The sequence below is a fragment of the Aminobacter sp. P4_H6_2 genome (assembly GCF_056400805.1).
On sequence record NZ_JBFUKO010000489.1, the window covers coordinates 1 to 4159 of the forward strand.

Below are 4159 nucleotides of genomic sequence, written 5' to 3' on the forward strand. Positions count from 1 at the left end.
CCACCAAGCCGCCCTCCGCTATGGTCAGCGTGCCGGTGCCGAGGTTGCCGACGTTAACTCCCGACGTGTTGCTCCAGGTGGAGCGTGCGCCGGTCACTGTCACCATGCCCTGTGAGCCTGCACCGCTGCCGATGTTGGCGGCGAAGGCGGAGGCATTGATGACTCTGCCGCCGTTCTCGACCTTGAGCGTGCCCGTACCAAAACTGCCGATATTGAGACCGCCGCTTGTTCCGTTGACCCAGACGGAGTCCGGGCCGGCCACGGTCACCGTGCCCGTGGACCCTTGAGACAATCCGATGGAGCTGCTGCCGCTATTCACGCTGCCGCCGCCTTGGATTGTGAGCGTGCCCGTGCCCTGGCCGCCGATCACGACGTTTCCGGCATTCGACCAGTTGGAGCCCGCTCCGGTCACTGTCACCGTGCCCCGCCCGCCAGGTAAATTGCCGATCGCACCGGAGGAATCGGCCAATGTCCCGCCGCCTTGGACAACGAGTATTCCCGTCCCGTTTTGACCGATGGCGAGATTTCGGGCCAACGCGCCCGGGCTCGCGACCACCGTAGAATTCCGCGTCACCGTGTTGATGTTTCCGTCTATCGTCTGCCTGGGAAAGCCGGCAGTCCAGTTCTCAGCCAGAAACCAATTGGAGGAGACCGCGCCGGTCCAATCGGTGGACTGGGCGTGTGCCGGAACTATAGAGGCTGTTGCAAGCGCAACTGTCGTAAACAATCTGATGTGTGCAAAGCGTCGTGTCCGCAGTCGAACGAGCGGTCCGCGGGCGGGTGCGCGCATGGGCACCGTCTCCTTCTCCGCAAGGCGCCCTTGGCAGCCTGCGAGTCCAGCCCCCCGTACCCGATGCTGCCGTACGCTAGTCGGCAGCATCAGAAGCAATCATGTCGTGATCCGGCCGAATCCAGAAGCGCAAACCGTCCACCGCAGGCGCGGCGCCACGGAAATGGGGTGCAGTGTTGCCGCAGGGAGACACCCTGGCAGTCGCATTCCAACTCTTCGGATCTGCGAAGGACCGTCGGCGGCAATCGCGCCAGTCAATTCCTCGGCGAAAATGTCGATCTCGGGTCGAGCCCGACGCTCACCCTGATGCAGCGGTCGAGAAAGCGAGTTTCACAATTGCCCAGCGATGCGCCACTGCCCCCAAATCTGCGCCGGTTACCCACCAGGATTATGCACGGCGTCCTAGAGGCTACTTGTAAGCCATTGATTAACCTTAATACATTTTCCAATTACAAAGCTATCCGGCCATTTACTTTAGCCACATCGTGGTGCAAACGAACGATCTTTCCATATCGATAATGACCTCTTATCGATAATGATGGATTTCAGAGTCGAAATCGCTCAAATTCGTGCCAGACATGGCCGCGCGCGGCCCAGGAAATCCGCTCAAAAGGCACCTCATGGCCAAACTGCCCGCAGCTTCCAACGCCCAGCGTGACTTTGCCGAAGCCGTTGCCCGCCGGGCCGAAGCGCTGGATGCGCTCGATGCCGTCTTGCCGTTCGACCGCCGCACCCAGCTCGCCGGCGTCCTCAGCGACGACGACGTCGCAACCTTGCGCCACCTCGCCAGCCAGGGCCTCGGCCCAAACTCGCTGCGGGCTCTCACGTCTGATCTGTTTTATCTCGAGGCCTGGGCACTCGCCGCAACAGGCATGGAACTGCCGTGGCCAGCGCCGGAAACGCTGTTGCTGAAATTCGTCGCCCATCATTTGTGGGATCCTGTCCACCGCCTGAGCGATACCGCCCACGGCATGCCCAGCGAGGTGGCGGCAGCCCTGGTCGCCCAGGGCCTGCTTAAGGTGAAGGAAAGACCACATGCGCCAGCTACGGTGCGGCGCAAGCTGTCGAGCTGGTCGACGCTAACCAAATGGCGCGGCCTGCTCGGAGATTTCAACGCGCCTGGCCTCAAAAGTGCGCTCAAGCTCGCCATACGCGCCACGGATCGGCCGTCTCAGCGCAAGAGCCAAAAGGCGGTCACGTCAGACATTCTGGCGGCGGTGCTGAAGACCTGCAGCGGCGACAGTCTTGTCGATGGCCGCGACCGGGCGCTGCTGATCGCCGCCTTTGCTTCGGGTGGCCGCCGGCGCAGCGAGATTGCTGCTCTTCGCCTCGACCAACTGATGGAACAAGAGCCGGTGCCGGCCGATCCGCACGACCCCGACGGCGAAAAAATACCCTGCGTGGCGATAAAACTCGGTCGGACCAAAACCACCGACGGAGACAGCCGCAGCGAGGTGTTGCTGATCGGCCGCCCGGTAACGCTGCTCAAGGACTGGATCGCCCAGGCACAGCTCAGCGAGGGGCCGGTGTTCCGCGCCATCGACCGTTGGGGCCATCTCCAGCGCCGCGCGCTGACCCCGCAGGCGGTCAATCTGATCCTCAAGCGCCGCATCGCCGAAGCCGGGCTCGACCCCCAGGAATTTTCGGCGCATGGCCTACGCTCGGGCTATCTCACCGAAGCGGGCCGGCGCGGCATTCCGCTGCTCGACGCCATGCAGCAGTCGCAACACCGCTCGGTCAACCAGGCCTCGGCCTATTACAACGATGCCGAACGCAAGCTCGGAAGAGCCGCACGCTTGATCGTTTGACCGGAAGCGGACGCTTCATCCTAGGCAGCGCAGTGGCCGCTAACCTGCTTCACARCCAGGAAACAGGCGTTTTCGGCAAGCGTTGATCGGGGTCGATCACCTTCAGTGAAGGCTTGCCCGCGCCGTTCCAGTGCCACAAGGCAACGCAGCTGCCGCCCGGCGACATGAAGGAGGGGTAGACGACACCTTCAAAGCCCTGAGACAGCAGCCTTTGCCGCAGCAGATGGGTTTCAGGCGTCCGGCCCTCGTCTAGATCGGCGCGCCACTCGCATCTGTGAATCGACGGATCAACGCCGAGCCCCTCCAGCACCGCGGTATCAGTCAGATCGGCCAGCCTCGCATCCGACAATTCAAGCTGTGCGATCAATGCCGGATGCTGGACAAAACCCTGATTATATTCGGCCCAGGCGGTGGAAAGCTCGCAAGCGGCATAAAGTGCCGACGCACCGACCGGATTCCAGCGTCCGCCAAAGCGTGCAGCACCCTCGCCTGACAACKGCATGTGCGCCCAGCGCGGCACAAAGGCTCTCCACAGCGTGCGGACCTGCTGCGTAGAAGCTTCAGGCATAAACGCCGGAGCGCACCGCCTCCAGATAGGCCAGAACCTTGTCGGCCTTGCCCTCGCCGACCAGATCGTAGGCCGTCTTCCCCGCCCAGCCTGGGATCGGCTGATGCTTGAACCAGATTACAGCGCGGTTTTCGTCGCCCGCCATCTCGGCAGCCATCGCCAGAATGCGCACGACCGGGCTCAGCGCCTGATCGACCTTGCGCGCGCCCGACCGCGCCGTCAGCGTATTGCGGGCGACACCGACAAGCCGGGCAAGCTCGGACTGGGTCACACCCAGCAGTTCCGACACGCGCCGCGCCGACAGAAAGGGCGACCGGGCGTCACCGAAATGGGCCGCCGACATTCCCAAACTCTGAGCCGTCATAACCCGCTCCTGTCGTAGTTTGATATCCATGTGATCAATATGTGCTCATTTGACGCTCAATTCAAGCTCAACCGACTTCTTCAAGCAATCGGCAGCTGTCGGTCACCCTGCCTTGGCCTGGGCCCCTCCCCTGCCCCGCAGCAGCGCCATCAGCACCGGTCCGATGGAGAACTCTCCGGCGTTGGCCTTGGCTGTGAGGCTGCGCAGGTAACCGCCCGGGCTTGCAATCGCCTCACCCCGCTGCAGCATCGCCGCCACCATGATCGCTGCGTCCACCGCCCCCATCGCCTCGCAGGCCTGGTTCCACGCATCCGGACTGACGCCAAGGGCGCCGCGCACCAAATTCGCCGTTTCCACCAGATCGGCCCAGCCCGAAATGCCGTTTCGTGCGTAATCGGCAATATCCGGGCAGGCACGCAGCACCATGCCAAGCGGATATCCCGTTGGTGGCTGGCTCTTGGTCTCCAGTTTCACCGCAACGGTCGTCCCCTGGTCTTTTTCTGGGCCGGGTTCAAATTCATAAGGTTGTGTATTTGAATTCTGTATGTGGCGCTCGAAATGAGACTCATTGCCGCTTGTTTCTTCAGTTTTAACGTGGCTTTCCAGTATCTTGCGCACCTCTTGGGCAA

At 62.4% G+C, this 4159-nt stretch carries 4 protein-coding genes and 1 pseudogene; 1 reads left to right on the forward strand and 4 read right to left on the reverse strand.

The genetic code is table 11. From position 1 onward, the window contains the following. Positions 1-790 (reverse strand): annotated as a pseudogene (locus AC1DUU_RS24950) (autotransporter outer membrane beta-barrel domain-containing protein); the annotation flags it as partial. 620 nt (positions 791-1410) lie between these two features. Here AC1DUU_RS24950 and AC1DUU_RS24955 point away from each other — a divergent pair. Further along, positions 1411-2598 carry a site-specific integrase gene (locus AC1DUU_RS24955; RefSeq protein ID WP_476786058.1) on the forward strand — a complete coding sequence of 396 codons (1188 nt, stop codon included), beginning with the start codon at positions 1411-1413 and terminating at the stop codon, positions 2596-2598. A 49-nt stretch (positions 2599-2647) separates the two neighbouring features. Here the strand turns inward: AC1DUU_RS24955 and AC1DUU_RS24960 are convergent, their stop codons facing one another. From AC1DUU_RS24960 to repC, 3 genes are all read right to left on the reverse strand, one after another. Beyond that, a complete protein-coding gene (locus tag AC1DUU_RS24960) occupies positions 2648-3166 on the reverse strand; it encodes an RES family NAD+ phosphorylase (protein WP_476786059.1) in 519 nt (172 codons plus the stop codon). Continuing rightward, entirely contained in the window at positions 3159-3530 is a 372-nt protein-coding gene (locus tag AC1DUU_RS24965) for an antitoxin Xre/MbcA/ParS toxin-binding domain-containing protein (RefSeq protein ID WP_476786060.1), read from the reverse strand. The genes AC1DUU_RS24960 and AC1DUU_RS24965 overlap by 8 nt, the downstream gene beginning before the upstream one ends. A gap of 102 nt (positions 3531-3632) precedes the next feature. Further along, positions 3633-4159, reverse strand: a 527-nt coding sequence (repC, locus tag AC1DUU_RS24970) for a plasmid replication protein RepC (RefSeq protein WP_476786061.1), incomplete at its 5' end; no start/stop codon positions are given.

What these genes read in the sequence shown, in the direction of transcription:
- AC1DUU_RS24955 (WP_476786058.1), top strand. Translation starts at nt 1,411, where the DNA reads ATGGCCAAACTGCCCGCAGCTTCCAACGCCCAGCGTGACTTTGCCGAA.
- AC1DUU_RS24965 (WP_476786060.1), bottom strand. Translation starts at nt 3,530, where the DNA reads ATGACGGCTCAGAGTTTGGGAATGTCGGCGGCCCATTTCGGTGACGCC.